At 34.5% G+C, this 18468-nt stretch carries 11 protein-coding genes; 9 read left to right on the top strand and 2 right to left on the bottom strand.

Translation table 11 applies throughout. From position 1 onward, the window contains the following. The first annotated feature begins 5 nt into the window (after positions 1–5). The 7 genes from phytr_RS04230 to phytr_RS04200 all read left to right on the top strand — a co-directional run bounded on the left by phytr_RS04230 (position 6) and on the right by phytr_RS04200 (position 13087). Positions 6–5246, top strand: coding sequence for a type IV secretion system protein (locus phytr_RS04230; RefSeq protein ID WP_106874634.1), 5241 nt, complete (start codon positions 6–8; stop codon positions 5244–5246). A gap of 149 nt (positions 5247–5395) precedes the next feature. Continuing rightward, positions 5396–6214 (top strand): efflux RND transporter periplasmic adaptor subunit, encoded by an 819-nt coding sequence (locus phytr_RS04225; RefSeq protein ID WP_199843751.1) that lies wholly within the window; start codon positions 5396–5398, stop codon positions 6212–6214. Next, entirely contained in the window at positions 6207–7901 is a 1695-nt protein-coding gene (locus phytr_RS04220) for an ATP-binding cassette domain-containing protein (protein WP_106874633.1), read from the top strand. The genes phytr_RS04225 and phytr_RS04220 overlap by 8 nt, the downstream gene beginning before the upstream one ends. Beyond that, positions 7882–8994 carry an ABC transporter permease gene (locus tag phytr_RS04215; protein ID WP_106874632.1) on the top strand — a complete coding sequence of 371 codons (1113 nt, stop codon included), beginning with the start codon at positions 7882–7884 and terminating at the stop codon, positions 8992–8994. Before phytr_RS04220 ends, phytr_RS04215 begins: the two co-directional genes overlap by 20 nt. Next, positions 8991–10088 (top strand): ABC transporter permease, encoded by a 1098-nt coding sequence (locus tag phytr_RS04210; protein WP_106874631.1) that lies wholly within the window; start codon positions 8991–8993, stop codon positions 10086–10088. The genes phytr_RS04215 and phytr_RS04210 overlap by 4 nt, the downstream gene beginning before the upstream one ends. 28 nt (positions 10089–10116) lie before the next feature. Next, a complete protein-coding gene (locus tag phytr_RS04205) occupies positions 10117–11583 on the top strand; it encodes a hypothetical protein (RefSeq protein WP_106874630.1) in 1467 nt (488 codons plus the stop codon). A gap of 100 nt (positions 11584–11683) precedes the next feature. Beyond that, positions 11684–13087, top strand: coding sequence for a hypothetical protein (locus phytr_RS04200; RefSeq protein ID WP_106874629.1), 1404 nt, complete (start codon positions 11684–11686; stop codon positions 13085–13087). 47 nt (positions 13088–13134) lie between these two features. Here the strand turns inward: phytr_RS04200 and phytr_RS04195 are convergent, their stop codons facing one another. Further along, a complete protein-coding gene (locus phytr_RS04195; RefSeq protein WP_158706859.1) occupies positions 13135–14382 on the bottom strand; it encodes an ankyrin repeat domain-containing protein in 1248 nt (415 codons plus the stop codon). A gap of 108 nt (positions 14383–14490) precedes the next feature. Further along, positions 14491–16377 (bottom strand): ankyrin repeat domain-containing protein, encoded by a 1887-nt coding sequence (locus phytr_RS04190; RefSeq protein WP_106874627.1) that lies wholly within the window; start codon positions 16375–16377, stop codon positions 14491–14493. A 215-nt stretch (positions 16378–16592) separates the two neighbouring features. On the opposite strand from phytr_RS04190, the gene hflK reads away from it, so the two are divergent. Both hflK and hflC read left to right on the top strand, forming a co-directional pair. Then, positions 16593–17597 carry an FtsH protease activity modulator HflK gene (hflK, locus tag phytr_RS04185; RefSeq protein ID WP_106874626.1) on the top strand — a complete coding sequence of 335 codons (1005 nt, stop codon included), beginning with the start codon at positions 16593–16595 and terminating at the stop codon, positions 17595–17597. 6 nt (positions 17598–17603) lie between these two features. Beyond that, positions 17604–18467: a protease modulator HflC gene (gene hflC / locus phytr_RS04180; RefSeq protein ID WP_106874625.1), complete on the top strand. Its 864-nt coding sequence runs from the start codon at positions 17604–17606 to the stop codon at positions 18465–18467. Position 18468: the final 1 nt, after the last annotated feature.

Here is an 18468-nt window from a genome sequence, read left to right as displayed (position 1 = left end):
AATGTATGCGCAACACTATAAAAATTAACATCTTACTTTTACTAATTAGCTTAATGCTTTCGGGTTGTAATAGAACCGAGTGTATTGAAGCTGATGATTTTGGTTTTGCTTCAGTTACTGTTTCATCTAGATATCCAGATAACACTTCTACAAATAATTATGTTACTGATTATCAAAATAAGGATATGGGTGCTTGGTTAGATAGCGGGTATTCTTTGACTGGAGATCCTGTTACAATTATGGTTACGAATTGGCAATGGAACAACTATCTAGATCCTCTGTTAAATAATAACATGGGAAGCAGTTTATCAGCCTGGAGTCCATGGTTTGGTTCTCCTAGGTATTATAATTATTTGCCACCTTCAATTGTTAATTTAAGAACTTGTAATTTTGGTACTTCTAATTCCACTACTTGTTTCGCAGCTGGTACTCCTGATACACTCCGTATAACAAATGCTCCTTGTTTGATGACTCAAGGGATAGGTCTTTATGGCTTGCTGCAAACCTCTGGTCCTAATATTGTAAGTCCAAATTCAACCGTTACAAGTCAGGCTGCTCCACAAGGGTATACTTTCCATGTTGGAGCCAAAGAGAATAATGCTGGACTTTTTGATCCTAGCGGTCCTGCTGGTGGAATTGTTATTAATAACATTAATAATCAAGATATCAGCAATTATGTAGGGGGTAAGCTATTTTTTAAAATGTTAGATATAGATTACAGTGATAACGCTGGTCAATATATAGTTAAGATTAAATCTGGAGTTCATAATTTAGGTGTAGATCCATTCAAATCTTTTGCTGATAAATTTCAACAGATTTTATTTTCTGGATCTGGAGGCACGCCAGGGATTGTACCTAAAATATATGCTACGATACTAACTCAAACGGGTTTTTTAACAACTGTTAAAGCAATACTCACTTTATATATATTCTTTACAGGTGCTGGATTTTTGATTGGTGTTGTCCATTTTACATCTTGGGAAATACTAAATAGAGTAATCAAAATATTAATCATTGCAGCAATGCTTAGCCCAAACAGCTGGGATTACTTTAGTGGATATTTGTTTAATATATTTATATATGGCGCGAATCAGATTATAGGTATGATAGAGTATGCTGCAACGGGAGGATATTCTTCTGGTGGCGAAAGTATTATAGCGTTGCTTTTTGCTGAAGAAACTTTAATTAAGCTCTCATCTTTACTTTGGTTTGATTGGCACGGAATAGTTTACATTTTAATGTTTATATTTTTGTTGCTCTTAGTTACTTATATATACCTTAAAGCCTGGATATTTTTTATCACTGCATTTTTATTCGTTGGTGTAATGCTGTCTCTGACTCCTGTATTCCTATGTTTTATGCTATTTGGTTGGACTCATCATTTGTATAAAGGTTGGTTAGATAAATTGATTGCCTATAGTATGCAACCTATTATCTTGTTCACTGCTCTTGCGTTTCTGGGAGGTATGATCAGGAGTGAAGTATATAATACATTAGGTTTTAAAGTGTGTCGCCATAATGTATTTAGTATGTCAGTTTCTAGTAATCCGTATTCATTATTGGATATGTATTTTCCTGAGCCTATTTCAATTAGTTTATCTAATTTTCAAGCTAATTCATCAACTCAGACGTGTTCCCATCCAACCTTAACTACATTGGCTGTCCCAAAGCCTTGGTATAAAACTAATGCTGACGGTAGTCAGACTTATTGTAGGGCATACGAATGTCAAGACCAAAGATTTTTACAGTTGCCATACTTAGATCCTTGTTTGCAAAAAGATTTGGATCGTCTCAATGCGTTTGCTTCAGGTAATTTTATACATTTAGATGCGCTATTCCACCTAATAGTAATATCGATTGTTTTATTATTCTTCAATGATGCAGCTTTATCGATAGCTGAAGGTATATTTGGAGGCGGTTTGAATCCACAAGCGGCACATGCTGCGGCAAGAGGTGCTGCAAAATATGCCTGGGATGCTTCTAAGTTCGTGGGAGGTAAAATAGGCTCTATGGTTATGGCTAATGCTAGGATGGATATGCGTAATTTAGGCGGACAGTTACAAGGTATGGGAAGAAGTGGAGGAAATCTTCTTGGAAAACTAGGAGGACATGAGGCTTTAGGAGATAAAATTACCCAAAAAGGTTTTAAAGAAGCATTAAATCCTAATAGTAAGACCAATATACAAGAAAAAATGTCTTCTGCCACTAAGGCCAGAGTAGATGCTCGTACTGCTTTGGATGAGGCTAAGTCAAGGCAAGCAAAATTTGCTTCATTTCCACAAGATCCATCTAAGCAAAATAAGTTAGCCAATTTATTACGCAAATCTCCTGATGCCGAAGTCGCTAAATTGCAAAAGAACTTTGATAAAGCTCAAAAAAGAGAAATGGGCATCATTAATAAACTTAAATCAACGGGTGAGCTTGGGGACGAGATGGAAAAGGCCGCGGTGAAGCTTGCGCAGGCAAAAGAAGGTAATGATAAGTCTGCAATTCATGATGCCCGCGAACGTTTCTTTAATCTGGAAAAAGATTATAAAAAAGCTATTAAAAGGGAAAAATGGACCGATACAAGGGAAGCGTGGAGGGATAAAGGAATGGCAACATTTAATGCTGCTAATGACAAAGTCACCGATTCTTATGCAAAATTAAAAGCCTCTCCAGCTGCACTTCGTAATAAAATTGCAGGAGCTTTAGCCGATGGTAAAACAAGTCAGGAGTTGGGTAAAGAATTAGCGCAAGCTCAGACAAGGTTGGATTTTTATAAGGCTAGTCAGAAGTTATCTAATTTAACTAAATTGTCTCAAGAGTTACAAGATAATATGAATGCTAACAGCTTGGAAGGATCAAGGATAACTTCAAGTAGTAATATAAGACAATTAAACAATAAAATGGCTAATCAAAATGCTTTTTCAAACGTCTTCGATGCTGGAAAATTAGATTGGAATAAATATTGGTTGAAAGGTAAAGATAATGAAATAGCTCAGCAGAAAAAAGTTAACAGAGATGATCCTAACAAAGTAAAATTATTGGCTGATGTTCAAGGTGGAATACAAAGTCAAATGAGAGCTTTGATGCAAATGAGAAAAGATAATCCAGGTATCCTTGGTCTTTCCGAGCAAAAAGTTGTATCGGGTGGTAATATTCAGGGTGACTTAAAAGGATTTGCTAATGACAAGATGGTTAGTGAAGCGAGGACAAGGGTTGAGATTTTGCAAAAAGCTGTCGAGAGTGCTAAGGGGCGTGAAAAGTATCAGGAAGATGTATCTAAGAATAGAGAGTCAATTCTAAATGAAAGACAAAGGTCACGTGATGATGCAAAACAAGCAAGGATAGATAAACGTGAAAGTAAAAGAAAAGATAAACTTGAATTAGCCCAAGATACTCAAAGTACAACGGAAAGAAATGTTCTTCAAACAAGAGCAATAGAAAATGTACAGAAACAAGTTGCGGCAAGTGCGCAGATTGATGCAGCAAAAGAGAGCAAATTTACTGATGCAAACCCTATTGGAAAATGGCTGAATCAAAGAAACATTAAAAATCTAGAATCAAAACTTGAAAAATATCAAACTAGACAAGACTCTGTTTTAGGAAGAGTTAAGGAAGAAGATGCTGGCAAGTTATCTGGTATGATGGAAAGTGCCAGAGTTGATGCTGTGAGACAAAATTATAATGCAGTAGGCGATATCACAAAAATTGCGGAAGATAAGGTTAAGATTACTGATCAATTATATGCTGCCGAACAACAAAGGGCTAAGTTAGAAAAACAAGTTACTCAGAGTAGACAAAAGCTTGGGGACAACATAAATGGAATAGGAAGTGAATATCATTACCATAAGCTTAAAAGTTCACAAAGAGCATTAAACAAAGTTAACGAAAGAATTGCAGAGCTAAATTCTCAATACTCTAAAAACGAGCAGAAAGAAGGTCTCTTATTGAATTTACGTACAGATGATATATCTAGAGCTTATACTGCCGCTCAGGGAGCCATTAATCCAAGGTTACAACAAATTGTAGATAAGGGCGTTACTCAAGCTACTCAAAGAACTTCTGAAGCTCTTACGGCTTTATATGAGGGCTATACTAGTGGTAAAACTGGTCAAGATTTAGAGAGACTCCAGCAGCAATATGCTAAAGCAAAGGATAATGAAGGGGCAGCTATTAGTAGAGGTGCCAATATGGGGTTCAAGCCAACGCAGGATCTAAGTAGTAAGCCTTTAGAAGCTTTACAAAAGCGTATAGAACAAGATCAAGAAAAGATGGATATTAGAGCAGATGCAGCAACCCCTAAGGCTTTAGAAACAGCTAAAGATGCTTTAAATACTCAAGAAAGTCGTATGACTAACTTGGCAGAAGTGCAAAAAGCACAAAAACAATTGTCAAAAGCTGAATCTGGATATAAGCGCTCAAATAAAGAGCTAGATGCAATTCAGGAAAGAAGACAAATTTTGAGAGATGAGGGACAAAATATGGATATGGTTAGAAGAGAAGCTTTGTCTAACATAGTAAAAAGTGATGCAAAAAGAGAAAATAATATCAATGCTGATATCGCGAAATATCAGGGTCAAATTAAAGAGCAGCAAGAGGTTTTAGCAAGACCAGAAAATCAAGATGCAGTTAAATTCTTATCTCAAAATATAGGCTCTAAAAGTATAGGGCAATTGCAGGATCAATTTGCTCTATATAATTCTCAAAAACAAGTTGCAAAACTTGAAGGAGAGCAACAAGCTGTAAAAACATTTTCATCAGGTCTTGAAGAATTCAAAAATTTTATGGCAAATCAAAAATCCGAAAGCCCAATTGATGTCCAAGCTAAAGCTTCTCTCATTCCTAGCAGCCGACCAGTTGGAAGTTATGGTATAACTGATCTTGCGCAAAGAGCTCAGACTTTAGAGCCAGCACCAGCGCCTGCACCAGCGCCTGCACCAGCGCCTGCACCAGCGCCTGCACTAGCACCAGCGCCAGCTCCTTTACTTGCTCCTCAAATTAGTAGTAATGCTTCAGTAGCAAGCGCTCCTGTTGTAGAACGCAATGCTCAAAGCTCCATTCCTCCAAAACTAGCTGCATCAGTTAAACCTCAATTGCAAGATTCCAGAGCTGAATTAAGAGCTCCTAGAGCAGAACCTGTAAAATACAGAGGACCAAGTGTTTTAGATAAAATGCTAGATCCTTTTAATTATGAAGGAAGAGTATATAGAGATATAATGGGTAGTGCGATAAATGCAATTATATCAGCCGCTGGTGGATAGCAGCATTCTTGAGATAAGAGAAAGTTGCCCATAGTGTCACCTTTTCCCCCTATATAAGCAAAATATAGAGATTAAAATCTAATTATTCTGATGTACCCAAAATATCGGTGTTAAGATGCCTTAAGATAAGCATATCTTAGGAAAGTTTTATGATTAAAAAATTTATTCTTTTTTTTATAGTAGTTACGGCGGGGATTTTTTATTTTTTGAAGTTAACATATCGTGATCCAAACATCATTCTATACGGTAATGTGGATGTTAGGGATGTAGTTCTTAGTTTCGCTGTACCAGGCAAAATCATGGATTTAAAGTTTGATGAAGGGGATAAGGTGAAAAAAGGTGATGTTATGGCTGTTTTAGATAATCTTCCTTATGATATTGATCTTGAATTGAAAAAAGCACAACTTGCTAGCAGTATTGCAAATTTAGAAGAGGCTGAAAGAAGTTATAATCGACAAAAAGAGTTGTTGGCGCAGAAATCTGGTTCGCAAAAAGATTACAATGATACCCAAGATTACTTTAATAAGGCTAAAGCTCAGAGGGATATAGCTCAGGCAGCTCTAAATCAGTCTAATTTGAACCTGTCAGATACTCAGCTTATTGCATTAGAGGATGGTATCGTTATAACGAGAATTAAAGAAAAAGGTTCAATAGTTTTAGCTGGTTCTCCTGTATACACCCTCTCTTTAGGAAATCCTGTATTAGTAAGAACTTATATTGATGAACCTAATCTGGGCAATATCTATATTGGTCAAAAAGTGGTAATTAAGACTGATTCAAATAAAAATTATTCGGGACAAATTGGATTTATTTCCCCTCAAGCAGAATTTACTCCCAAAAGTGTTGAAACTCCAGAATTGCGAACAAGTTTAGTATATCGTTTACGGGTAGTAGTGAATAACGCTGATAGCCAATTAAAGCATGGTATGCCGGTAACTATAAAAATTCCTAAGCAGAAACATGAATAACCCGATAGCTGTAGTTAGAAATTTAACTAAATCTTTTGGCAACAGATTAGCGTTAGACAATATTTCTTTAGAAATTATGCCTGGTCAAATAATGGGTATTGTGGGGCCAGATGGCGCTGGTAAAACAACATTGATGCGACTTCTTGTTGGGTTAATGCATCCTACATCGGGTACGATTGAAATAGCATCTTTTGATACAAAAACGCAGGCTAATAAGATTCATGCTATCTCTGGCTATATGCCTCAAAAATTTGGTTTATATGAGGATTTAAGCATAATAGAAAATCTTGAATTATATGGCAGTTTAAGGAAATTAAGTCAGGAACAAAAGGATAAAAAATTTAAAGAATTACTTCAATTAACAGATTTAGAAAATTTTCCAACAAGGCTTGTTAGTAATATATCGGGAGGAATGAAACAAAAGCTGGGGCTTGCATGCGTGCTTTTAGGAGCGCCAAAAATTCTTTTTTTAGACGAGCCAGGTGTTGGAGTTGATCCTATATCAAGACGTCATTTATGGCAGATGGTACAAGACCTTATAGCCCAAGGTATTGCAGTTGTATGGTCTACGTCCTACTTAGATGAGGCGGAAAAATGTGATTCTGTGGTGTTATTACATGAAGGTAAAAAACTTTATGATGGCAGGCCTCATGATTTACTTAAAAGAGTTGAGGGTAGAGTATGGCATTTAAGCGGTATTGCAGATAGTCAAAAACGTAAAGTATTAATGGATCTTTTAAAAGGTGATGAGATTATTGATGGCATAATAGAAGGGTCTAATATCCGTTTACTGAGTAAAGGAAATTTATCAGGTGAATATAAAAATGTTGCACCTTGCTTTGGAGATGCATTTATTGATTTGTTAGGGGGAATACCTTATAAGACATCAGTTTTAGCTGATGAACTTGATGTAAAGCCATTTGATGATAAGCCTATTATTGATGCTCAAAATCTGAATAAAAAATTTGGTGATTTTATTGCGGTCAAAAACAATACTTTTCAAATTAAGAGAGGGGAAATTTTCGGATTGTTAGGACCTAATGGAGCGGGTAAATCGACTACTTTTAAAATGATGTGTGGATTGTTAAATCCGACTCAAGGTAATGCCTTTATTAAGGGTATTGATTTAAGGCATATGGCATCTAGTGCTCGTTCAAAGATAGGTTATATGGCTCAGAAGTTTTCTTTATATGGAAACTTAACAGTATTACAAAATTTACAATTCTTCTCGGGTGTATATGGTTTAGCGGGAGAGCATCAAAAACATGAAATAGACCTGATGATACAAATTTTCAACCTTACACCTTATCTAAATACTAGAGCCAGTATTTTGCCTTTGGGATTTAAGCAACGGCTTGCTCTTAGCTGCGCAGTGATGCATCAACCTGATGTATTGTTTTTGGATGAGCCAACTTCAGGAGTTGATCCTATTACCAGAAGGGAGTTTTGGGTTCATATTAACAGTATGACTGCTAAGGGCATGACAATAATGGTTACGACGCACTTTATGGATGAAGCAGAGTATTGTGACCGGATAGCGCTTATTTACAAGGGAGAAAATATCGCAACAGGTACGCCTGATGACTTAAAAAGGCTTGCGATTTCTCAAAGTTCGCCAAATCCTACCCTAGAAGATGCATTTATACATTTAATTCAAAAGGCCGACAATGTTAAAAGCTTTAATTAAAAAAGAAACGGCTCAAATTCTTAGAGATCCAAGCTCTATCGTAATCGCTTTTATCTTGCCATTAATTTTACTTATTATGTATGGATATGGCGTTAATTTTGATAGCAATCGCATTAGAATAGGATTGATTTCTTATGATAATGCAGCTGATACGTCATCTCTCTTGGTCTCTTTTGCTGATTCTCGTTTTGTTGATCCAATTATAGGTCACGATAAAAGAGAGTTTGAAGATTTACTTATTGTAGGAAAAATTAAGGGTATAGTAACAATACCCGAAGGTTTCACGGCTTCTCTAAATTCTCAAGAATCCATTCTTCCCATACAGCTTATAGCAGATGGCACTGAGCCTAATGTTGCTTCTTTGTTGCAGGAATATGTGAGTAGTCTTATGCAAAATTGGTTGAGTTATAGAGCTATTAACAAGGGCTTAGCTACCAAAGAACCCCTGATAACTTTAGAGCCACGGTATTGGTATAATTCTGAGCTCAAAAGTAGAAACGGAGTTGTACCTGGATCGATAGCGGTTGTGATGACTTTGATAGGTACCTTGCTTACTGCTCTTGTAATTGCAAGAGAATGGGATAGGGGTACGATGGAAAGTTTACTTTCAACTCCAGTTACAATTTATCATCTCATTTTAGGAAAATTAATACCTTATTTTGTACTTGGGCTGTGTTCTATGATGATTTGTTTTATCGTAGCAACGCTGTGGTATGAAGTGCCTTTTGAAGGATCATTTTTAATATTACTTTTTTGCTCAGCTGTATTTTTATTACCCGCGCTAGGGCAAGGTTTGCTCATATCATCCGTAACAAAAGATCAGTTTTTAGCAGCGCAAATTGCTTTTATTACAGGTTTTCAACCATCTTTTATGCTTTCGGGTTTTATGTTCGAAATTTCTGGTATGCCATTTCATGTTAAAGCTGCTACATACATAGTGCCAGCTAGGTACTTTGTTACATCTTTGCAGACTATATTTTTAGCGGGAAATATATGGTCATTGCTGATGTGGGCAAATCTGATGATGCTGATTTTGGGAGTAGTTTTTTTCATATTTACTGCTAAAACAACGGTTAAAAGGTTAGACATATGATTCAGCGCATTAAAGCTTTGATACTTAAAGAATTGTTTAGTCTATTTCAGGATTACAAAAGGCTCATTGTTCTGTTCAGTCCTACTTTTATGCAACTATGCTTTTTTTCATTTGCAGCTACTTTGGATGTCAAAAATATTTCCATTATGATTTTCAATCAAGATATGGGCCATCACAGTAATGAGATAATTCAAAGAATCAGTGCATCTCCCCATTTTTCTGATGTAATTTATGCAAACAATTTGTATGAAGTAAAGGATGCCATTGATGAACAGAAAGCAATTGTGGCAATTAGAATAGATGAGGAATTTTCCAGGAGAATCGAATCTGGCCAAACGGCTGATATTCAAACCATATTGGATGGGCGAAGGTCTAATGCCTCTCAAATTGTTTACGGTTATATATCGAACATAGTGGAAAATTATTTACTAGAAATTGACCCTTCTAAACAAATTGTGAATATGGATGTTATAAATTGGTTCAATCCGAATTTATTACATTTGTGGTCTACATACCCTTGTGTGGTAGGTATTTTATCAATGTTAATTACCTTGGTAATTACTGCACTCTCTATTGCTAGAGAAAGAGAGTCTGGTACTTTTGATCAGATATTAGTATCACCTTTGTTGCCTTATGAAATCTTAATAGGTAAAACAATACCTGCTCTTATGGTAGGCCTTGGTGAAGGTTTGTTACTTTGGTTTGTGGGTGTTTTTTTATATGGTATTCCATTTAGAGGATCATTTTTGTTGTTAGTGTTTGCGCTCATACTTTTTACTGCTTCAGTTGTGGGTATTGGACTTTTTATCTCATCTTTAGCACGAACGCAGCAGCAAGCTATTTCAGCTAATTTTATTTTTTTCGTGCCTTCAGTTAGCTTATCCGGATATGCTTCCCCAATAGAAAATATGCCGGATTGGTTGCAGCATATTGTATGGTTTAATCCTTTGCGACACGGCGTTACCATACTCAAGGGGTTATTTTTGAAAAATATGTCTTTTGTGGAAGTGATGTCAAATGCTTGGCCTTTTATAGTCATTGGTTGTATTACGATGAGTCTAGCGGTATATACTTTTACGAAGCGTTTAGAGTGAAGTTTGGGTATTTAAAAATATAATTTTTATGAATTTTTGGTTTGATATCGGCCTGATATCTAAATACGGCTTCACACGTTATAGGAAAGCTAAGTTATTAGCTAAAGCTGTTGAGAAGGCTAATAAACCAGATGGATGTTTTCATAAATCCCAATACTGGCTGAAAATAGCAGAAAAGTTATCCGCTGATGAAAGTGTACCAACTGAATATGTGAAGGTTCGCGTCATGATGAAGTCTTTGGAGAAGGGTTATTTAAATCTTGTTCTCAATCTTTATGGTCAGCCAGAATTAGTGCCATCTAAAGAAATGCAAAAAAGGATAGCTGATCTTTATCAAGACTTGTTGTTATTGCATACAGGAAATCCTATATCGCTAGGATCAATTGAGAGGATGCATCAGCTAATTGACGTAATATCGGCTTTTTATATCATTAGGTTTGCTAATCTCGAAGATAACAGCCAAAAGTCATCAAAAGAGTATTTAAAATTGCTGTCGTTAAACAATAAAAGGTTGAATATGGAAAAGCCTGAAGCTATTGACAATATGATTGACAAAATAGTTAATACTAAATTCGATGTACCTGAAAGCGCCAAAGATGGATTAGTAAATTTAGTAAAATTGATTCCTATCCAAAACATAGCCGAGAAATATCACCAAGGTTTTATGCCTGAGGTGAATATTAAAAAAATATTTGATAAAAGATATCCTTTTGATTACGTAAAGGATGACTCTAGTTGGGATAGAGAAATTAATGCTTGGGGCATTTTAGGTGGGAGTCAGTATTTAATAGATAAACAGATATCTCAGACAATAAAAACTCCGATTCTAAGTAAAAAGCCTATCAAGTTCCGTCAGATTAAGGAAATTTATAAAAAGGTTCTAGAGTTTAAAACACAAGGTATAGACCCTAATGTAGTTGCTATAAAATTACAAATTGAGGTAATTTATTTACGTAATGATGATATTTTGGAAATATACAATGTTATTTCAGAAGAATGTCCAGAACCTGATGTGTTATATAGCCGCTCCACAAAAAGTTTAGGATTGTCACAAGAGCTTGTTGATTATATTAAACCTACTAGTCCCAGTGGTCTTAGCAGTCCTAAAAATAAAGTAACTCCTAAACATCTTGAGGATTTTTTAATAAGTAATTCTCCAAAGGGTTATTCAAGCGATGATGGCCAGGATATTTGTTTAAATGCTAAAAAGAGTCACAGATTTAAAAATGACTCTCTTAAACGTGAACGCGACTCAAGCGATAACAATTCACCTATTCACAATAAAAGCTTTACCAGAATGTATGCTTCGGATGAAATTAATGATGGATCTAATACTCAACACAATAATTCTCCAGTTAAAAAGAGTGTATCTATCAAGATTGATCCTGTACATGGAGTGGGTCATATGATTTACTGTAGTCCTGCATCCCACAAAGAGCCTGATGCTTTATCTATCTTAGGGGCAAGCGATGATATGAGTGAAGAGTTTTTGTGATTTGAAAAAAACGTTGCAATGTCACAAATACCGACAAGAATTGCTTTATTAACAGTACTTACAATGCTTTGATTTTTATGAACATAATTTGGTTTTATTTATGACTTTCCAATTTGATTTTAAGATGATTGGCCATTATGGTTTTAATCGTTATAGAAAAGCAAAATTATTAGCTAAAGCCATAAAAAAACTTAACAGGTTGACTGAATGGAGTGATCCACATGAACCTGATCTTCCGGATGAAAGAATGCAAAGAGATCTACGTGCACAATATTGGCTTAAGATAGCTGAAAAGTTATCCGCTGATCCAAATGTGCCAACTGAATATGTATCGATCCGTATGATGATTAAGTCTCTATTTCATGGTTATGTAAATCTTGTATTGAATCTTTATGGTCAGCCAGAATTAGTTCCGACCAAAGAAATGCAAAAAAGGATAGAGGATCTTTTTCTAGATTTATTGTTGTTCCATAGAGGAAGACCTGGAGCTTTAGATGTAATAGAAAAGGCTCATCACCTTATTGATGTAATAAAAGCGCTTTATATTGTTAGATTTGCTAAATTTGAAGATCCTAGCGGAAGGTTAGCGGAAGAATATTTAGGATTTCAGTCTTTGAACAATAAGTTCTGGAGCAAATACAACCCTAAATTTGTTGCTCTTGTAATTGAAGACGTAGTCAAAATTCAATTTGATCTATCTTACAGCGTTAAGCAAAAATTATCAAATTTAATGAGCTTGATACCTGTTCAAAATATAGGAATAAGATATGAAACGGGCTCTGTACCTTTAATTAACGTTAAATCAGTATTAATTAAAAAATATCCCTTTGATTATTTAGAAGATAAAGATACTCCAGGCGGAGTGGTCGATTTGCGAGGAATTTTAGGGTTGGATCAAGACTTTACATATAGCCAATCCGTAAAATCTCCCATCATAACTAAAAGACCATTAAAACTTCGTCAAATTAAACATGTGTATGAAAAAGTTTTAGAGCTCAAGACTCAAGGCGTAGATCCCAATGTAGTTGCTATAAAACTACAAATTGCAGGAATTTACTTGCGTAGTGATGATATTTTAGAAATATACCATGTTATCTCAGATGAATGTCCAGAACCTGATGTGTTATACACTCGTTCTACGAAAAATTTAAAACTATTAACTAAGTATTCCGAAGATGTTGAGTCTAGTACTCCTCGGAGCATAGCAAGTTCTAAAAATGATTGTAATTCTCAGGAGAGTGGTTCGGTAAAAAGTGAGTTGGATGATTATAATCAAGATATTTCTTTAGAAAGTAAAAGAGGCGCTAAATTTAACAATCATTCTCTTAATACTGAGCCTAGGTCAGATTGTGATAATGACCTTAATGGAAATAAAATATCTATCAAAATTGATCCTATGCATGGATATGGTCAAGTTATTTACTGCAGTTCTGTGTCACATAAAGACGAACATGCTTCGTCTGTTTTAGGGGCAAATAATGATATTAGTGAAGAAGATCTTTAAGAATGTTAATTTAGTTATCCAATTTTAAAGTTGATACTAATTTATACTTAAGCGGGTTTAATATCATCTATCACATTACCTGATATGCTCATTTCTAAAGATTCTGTTTCAAAATATTTGTTATAGGTTTGAGACATTAAATCTGTTTCCAGTTGTTTGGCTGTTTGTTCAATTTCTTCCAAGGTATTATCAAAGGAATGCTGGTACATATCTAAATGATCTAAATTAAAAAGATCAGAATAAAGCTGTTTCATTTCCTGAAGAAAAGAAGGTAAATTCTCTTTAATATCTAATTTATGCTGAATAAAGCTAGGTAATGATTTTAAGGGAGAGGAGAAGGATTTTTGTGATAGACCCATTTCGTGATCTGTATCGAGGAATAAGTGTATCTTCTCTTGTTTTGTCTTTACTATTGTCTGTGTAAAATAATCCTTTTTAGCGGCTTCTTTAAGTACTTCATTTTTGGCTTTTGTGACAAATGGAGGGAGGTTATGAGGTGGTAAAAATTCAAAGAGTCGGTCTAGCGATAAAACTATATCTACCTTATTCTTATCTAATTCTTGAGTATTTTGAATATATTCGGCAAAAGTAAGTGACAACTTCGATAAAGTAGATAGGGTGATCAAAGGTTCTTCGATAGAAAGGCAACATGCTAGCGTGCTGAAATGATTGGTAAGATAACTGATCAGATTTATATCTTTCATATCAATTGGTTGTCCATATGCTATTAGGTAGTTAACTGCTTGGCTGAGTAAAAAAATCTTTTTATTGTTTTGAAAATTGTATTCAGAGACATTTTGGAGCATTTGTGATTGATATTTAGTTAATGTAACTGAAGTATCATGTAGTAATGTTTTACAGCTAGGATCTTTTTCTAGATTAAGCGCTCCATTTTGCAATAAAATTTTTAATATCTTAGGGGTTGTATGGTTGATAGTTGCATGAAAAATAGGCGTTGTTTTTAAATGGTCAGGGATAAAGATATCGGCACCTTTCGCTATTAAAGTCTTAAGCGCTAAAGGATTATCGTATATTAAAGCATGTACTACAGAGGTGCGACCTTTTTGATCTGTAATATCTATATTTGCCCCAAAGTCTAATAAAAGGTTAATTAATTCTTGTGCTTTTTCTTTATGGCGCATGACGTGATGTAAGAGAGCATAACCATTTTGATCGCAAATGTTTACATCTTCAGGATTTTGCCTTAACTGTTCTTGTAAAGCTGATACATTTCCTTCTTTTGCCGCTTTTATAATTGGCGAATTTGTTGGCAAAGTATTCATGATATTAGTCATAAATTAATAATTCATGAGTATTATAATGATATTGTAATCTTGTATCAAGAGTGGGAGTTAAAATGTGATAAGGTTGTTTAGGGAGAATCCTAAATTTATAAAAGTTAGTTATATGGTGTAATAGTTTGGCAAATCTCCAGAGATATCAAGATTTTCCATTTGTTCTTCTAAATCTGCTTGTTGGAAGTTTTTAAATAGTGTTAATTCATTATATTGCTCAATAATTTTACTGCATAAATCAGGAAAAATTTGTTTTCCCGTAACTGCAACGTCAAAATATTCTTGTTTTGATAAGAAGCCTAGCACTTTGTTTGTTACGTCTTCAGGGAATTGATACCTATTATTAGGAGGAAGAAAATGAACCTCTTCGTCTATTGCGCAATCTATTTTGCACAGACTTTGTAGTTGATCTAAAACTTCTCTGCAAATTTGATTATAGTGTAAGTAGTAAGACTCTTTGTGTGGCAAGCTAAGAATGATAGTAAATTTTACGGCATTATTTGAAAATTGAGTTTTAGATTCTAGAATTGTTATTTCTTCATTATGTGCAAAGAATAATTTAGGATCTTGGATCTTATTAAGGTCAATTTTTGATGTAAGCTTGAAATGACCTATTATTTCAGCTTTAGGAGGAGGAATGAGATATGTTAATTGTTTTTGCATTAAAAGTATATCGCCTTTTTCTGCTGTTTGGTCTAATTGGTCCAGTAGATTGGTAAAAGCGTCCTTGTAAGCTTCTATTTTATTCAAGACATTAAGACCATTTTTTAATAGGCTAATCTCGTCAAGAATGTAAAATACATTTTTGGCTTTTAATGCTGCATATAATTCTAATTTTAAATGGGGAACTAAAGTGCTCAGGTCAAATGTAGCATTAGGATTGTATGTGATTTTACCTTTTTCATCTTGACTTAAATTAGATAAATTCTGTTTGAACATTTGATCATATGGTATGTGCCAGTTGTTGCCTATGACTTCAAGTCTTTTTTTTAAATTCTCTAGTGCTTCTGGAATGTAGGTAGGTTTTAAGAATTTGAAAATTTTATAGAGCGTGATAGAAACATCAATATGCGATTTATCAACTTCTTCCACTTTTTCTACATAGTTTAAAAAAGTGTATAAGATATTTGTTAAAGCAGCTAGCGTAATCACTGGTTTTTCAATAGATACGTGATACATCATATTAGGATGACAGTTTGTCAAATATGTAAAGATATTTTGACTCACTTTGATACCATTTCCATATACTATGAAATAATCCATGATATTTGTAATGTTAGCAACTTTATCAAAATTTCTTTCTGATGCTTCTAGATTTTCTTCTAAACAATATATGCCTTTGTGGGTAGCTAGTTGAAATAATCTATCATGGTTCAAAAAATTTTCTTTCCTAAAAGCATCGGCTCTTAATAGTGATTTTAGTATGTCTAGATTATTGTTGAGTGCAGCGTAACAAAGAGCGCTTTGAAAAACATGATCTTTTGCGGAAACATCCGCTCCTCTATCAATGAGTAGTTCAACGGCTTGATCATTGTCGTATTGGGTCGCTAGTATTAGTGGGGTAATACCTTTGGAATCCGAAGAGTTAATATCTGCTCCATTATTAATTAGCAGCCTAACTAAATCGGAAGATGCGTTGTTAATTATAGCGTGTCTTAGAGCATCTCTACCTTGTAGATCTTGTACAGATATATCAGCGTTGTTATTTAGTAGAATTTGCGAAATAAGTAAATTATCTCTTTTAACGGCGTGGATTAAGGGAGTTTGACCCTTTTTATCTGTTGCATTGATGTTAGCTTTTGCTTGAAGTAGTATTTGAACTACATCTGTTGTATTTACATTATTCTTAGCTAGTGCATAATGCAGGCATTGATACCCATCAACGCTTTCATGAATATTTACATCTTGCTTTAAGCATGAAGAAATAGCTTTGATATCACCACGAGAAACCGATACGAGAAATTTGGAAGCTTGTATAACTTTACTTTTTTTCATTTTGGGTTCGAAAAAATGGAATATTCATTATATATTTTTAATGATAATATATACGCTAGTAATATCTTCTTTATAATGTTAAAAATAAAATAAAAATAATTGTTATATGATTTAATTGTTTACCTTTATCATAGTTGGTTATTGAAATTACAAGATTCAGGGTGTATTATTTGGTATGTTAGAATATTTAAGTTAGTATATATTGTATAGATAAGATGAAGATTTTTGCTTTCAGATCTCCATGGGATAGCGGCGATGACCGTGATAACTCAAATAATTTTTTTCAAAACTTTAAAACTCAACAAGCTCCTAATTTTGAGTTTAAAAATAAAATCTTCTATATAATTTTAATTTTTGTAGCCTTATGGCTTTTATCTGGTATTTATGAAGTGAAAGAAGGAGAAGAGGCTGTTGTACTGCGTTTTGGGAAATTTGTCAGACAAGCATATCCGGGACTAAACTACCGCTTACCTAAGCCAATTGAAGAGTTATATATAGAAAAAGTCAATATGTCTAGGCGCATTGAAATAGGTTATAGGTCTAATGAGAGTGTGATGAGTGATAATAGTAGAGATGTTGCTTCTGAAAGTATAATGCTTACCGGTGATGAGAACATTTTGAAGCTCAACTGTGATGTAATGTGGCATATAGATAATTTACCTAAATATATGTTTAGTGTATCCTTGCCTCAAGAAACGGTAAAGGCTGTTGCTCAAAGTGTTTTGAGAGAGGTAATAGGTTGTACCCCTATTGCAGATGCTTTGTCTAATCAGAAGCAGGCTATTGCAGATAAAATTCATTCTTTAATTCAGACAATACTTGATAGATATGATATTGGTATTAAGATTGAACAAGTCCAACTTTTAAAAGTTGAGCCACCTGATGAAGTAATATCTGCGTATAGAGATGTGCAAACCTCAAGAGCTGATAAAGAAAGGGAGATTAACCAAGCTCAGGCATATCGTAACGATTTAATACCTAAAGCACGTGGTCGAGCTGCCGAGATGTTGCAACAAGCTGAAGGCTATAAGGAGGAGGTGATAGCAACAGCTCAAGGCGATGTTAAAAGGTTTAATGCTATCTTTGAAGCTTATATGCAAAATAAACAAGTTACGAAAAGTAGGCTAACTTTGGATACTATAACGGAAGTAATGAGCGGTACGCAAAAAACTATTGTTGGAGATGGAGTCATCTTGCCGCATATGCAATTAACACAGTAAGGAATTATGAGAACAAATTTTTCGGCGTTACATCTAGTAATATTATTTTTGGGAATACTTGTTTTATTTGATTGCTTATACGTTGTAAATCAAGTCCAACATGGGGTTTTGTTTCAGTTTGGTGAAGCGATTAAGGTGGATCAAGATCCAGGTTTAAAGTTTAAAATACCCTTTATTCAGAAGATTGAATATTTCGATAAGCGTATTTTAAGTGTTGAAGCTGAGGCAAAGGAGCTGACGGCTTCTGATGGTAAGAGAGTTATAGTAGATGCTTTTGCAAGGTTTCAGATTAAAGATCCTGTAAAATTTTACAAAACCGTTCATGATTACTATGGATTTAGATTGCGCTTGAATAAAATTTTAGAATCTTCTATGAGGAAAGTTATAGGTCGGGTTTCCTTGAGTTCATTACTAACTAAGGCTAGAAATGATGCTATGGCTGAAATTAAGAGTCTAGTGAATGAAGAGTCTGATTTATTTGGCGTTGTCGTTATTGATGTGAGAATATTGAGGGCTGATTTACCTAAAGAAAATGGTGCTGCGATTTATAGCAGAATGCAAACAGATCGGGAAAAGGAAGCAAAGCAAATACGCGCTGAAGGGTCAGAAGAGGCTGCAAAAATTAGATCTATTGCTGATAAAGAGAGTAAAATTATAACATCAAAGGCATTTGCTGAATCCGAGGCAATTAAAGCTGAAGGTGATACAATAGCTGCTAAAGTTTATAATGAAGCTTATTCTAAAGATCCTGAGTTTTACAACTTTTACAGGTCATTAGATGCCTATCAGCATATTATTAAGAGCGAAGATACAAAGCTAATTTTATCTGCTCAAAGTGAATTATTTAAATACTTAAATATAGGGAAATAAA

Origin of the sequence: Candidatus Phycorickettsia trachydisci (assembly GCF_003015145.1) — a bacterium.
In the GTDB taxonomy this organism is placed as follows: Bacteria; Pseudomonadota; Alphaproteobacteria; order Rickettsiales; family Rickettsiaceae; genus Phycorickettsia; species Phycorickettsia trachydisci.
The sequence above is the reverse complement of the archived record's forward strand: the minus strand, read 5'-3'. Positions and strand labels throughout refer to the sequence as shown.